At 49.8% G+C, this 1,260-nt stretch carries 2 protein-coding genes and 2 pseudogenes; 2 read left to right on the top strand and 2 right to left on the bottom strand.

Annotated elements, in window-relative coordinates:
* A partial coding sequence (locus BFF42_RS28390; protein ID WP_165888145.1) for an IS1 family transposase occupies nt 1–51 on the bottom strand: 51 nt, incomplete at its 3' end.
* A 72-nt stretch (nt 52–123) separates the two neighbouring features.
* Between BFF42_RS28390 and fimI the strand changes: the two genes are divergently transcribed.
* Together fimI and fimC are read left to right on the top strand one after the other, a co-directional pair.
* Nucleotides 124–621, top strand: coding sequence for a type 1 fimbrial minor subunit FimI (gene fimI / locus BFF42_RS17685; RefSeq protein WP_004988261.1), 498 nt, complete (start codon nt 124–126; stop codon nt 619–621).
* Between the two features lie 36 nt (nt 622–657).
* A pseudogene (fimC, locus tag BFF42_RS17690) lies at nt 658–876 on the top strand (type 1 fimbria chaperone FimC); the annotation flags it as partial.
* 11 nt (nt 877–887) lie between these two features.
* On the opposite strand, the pseudogene BFF42_RS17695 reads toward fimC, so the two are convergent.
* Nucleotides 888–1,260, bottom strand: a pseudogene (locus BFF42_RS17695) (IS1-like element IS1X2 family transposase); the annotation flags it as partial.

Raw genomic sequence — 1,260 nt, forward strand, 5'->3', positions numbered from 1 at the left:
CACCCCGTCAGTAGCTGAACAGGAGGGACAGCTGATAGAAACAGAAGCCACTGGAGCACCTCAAAAACACCATCATACACTAAATCAGTAAGTTGGCAGCATCACCTAGCGTCGTTGCTGCCAATGTTTGCTCTGGCCGGAAATAAATGGAATACCACGCTGCCCGGCGGAAATATGCAATTTCAGGGCGTCATTATTGCGGAAACTTGCCGGATTGAAGCCGGTGATAAACAAATGACGGTCAATATGGGGCAAATCAGCAGTAACCGGTTTCATGCGGTAGGGGAAGATAGCGCACCGGTGCCTTTTGTTATTCATTTACGGGAATGTAGCACGGTGGTGAGTGAACGTGTGGGTGTGGCGTTTCACGGTGTCGCGGATGGTAAAAATCCGGATGTGCTTTCCGTGGGAGAGGGGCCAGGGATAGCCACCAATATTGGCGTAGCGTTGTTTGATGATGAAGGAAACCTCGTACCGATTAATCGTCCTCCAGTAAACTGGAAACGGCTTTACTCAGGCTCTACTTCGCTACATTTCATCGCCAAATATCGTGCTACCGGGCGTTGGGTTACTGGCGGCATCGCCAATGCCCAGGCCTGGTTCTCTTTAACCTATCAGTAATTGTTCAGCAGATAATGTGATAACAGGAACAGGACAGTGAGTAATAAAAACGCCAATGTAAGGAAATCGCAGGAAATAACATTCTGCTTGCTGGCAGGTATCCTGATGTTCATGGCAATGATGGTTGCCGGACGCGCTGAAGCGGGAGTGGCCTTAGGTGCGACTCGCGTAATTTATCCGGCAGGGCAAAAACAAGTGCAACTTGCCGTGACAAATAATGATGAAAATAGTACCTATTTAATTCAATCATGGGTAATGACTCCAACTTACTGATAGTGTTTTATGTTCAGATAATGCCCGATGACCTTGTCATGCAGCTCCACCGATTTTGAGAACGACAGTGACTTCCGTCCCAGCCTTGCCAGATGTTGTCTCAGATTCAGATTATGTCGCTCAATGCGCTGAGTGTAACGCTTGCTGATAACGTGCAGCTTTCCCTTCAGGCGTGATTCATACAGCGGCCAGCCATCCGTCATCCATACCACGACCTCAAAGGCCGACAGCAGGCTCAGAAGACGCTCCAGTGTGGCCAGAGTGCGTTCACCGAAGACGTGCGCCACAACCCTCCTCCGTATCCTGTCATACGCGTAAAACAGCCAGCGCTGACGTGATTTAGCACCGACGTAGCCCCACTGTTCG

Source organism: Shigella sp. FC1661, assembly GCF_001712525.1.
Taxonomy (GTDB): Bacteria; Pseudomonadota; Gammaproteobacteria; order Enterobacterales; family Enterobacteriaceae; genus Escherichia; species Escherichia coli.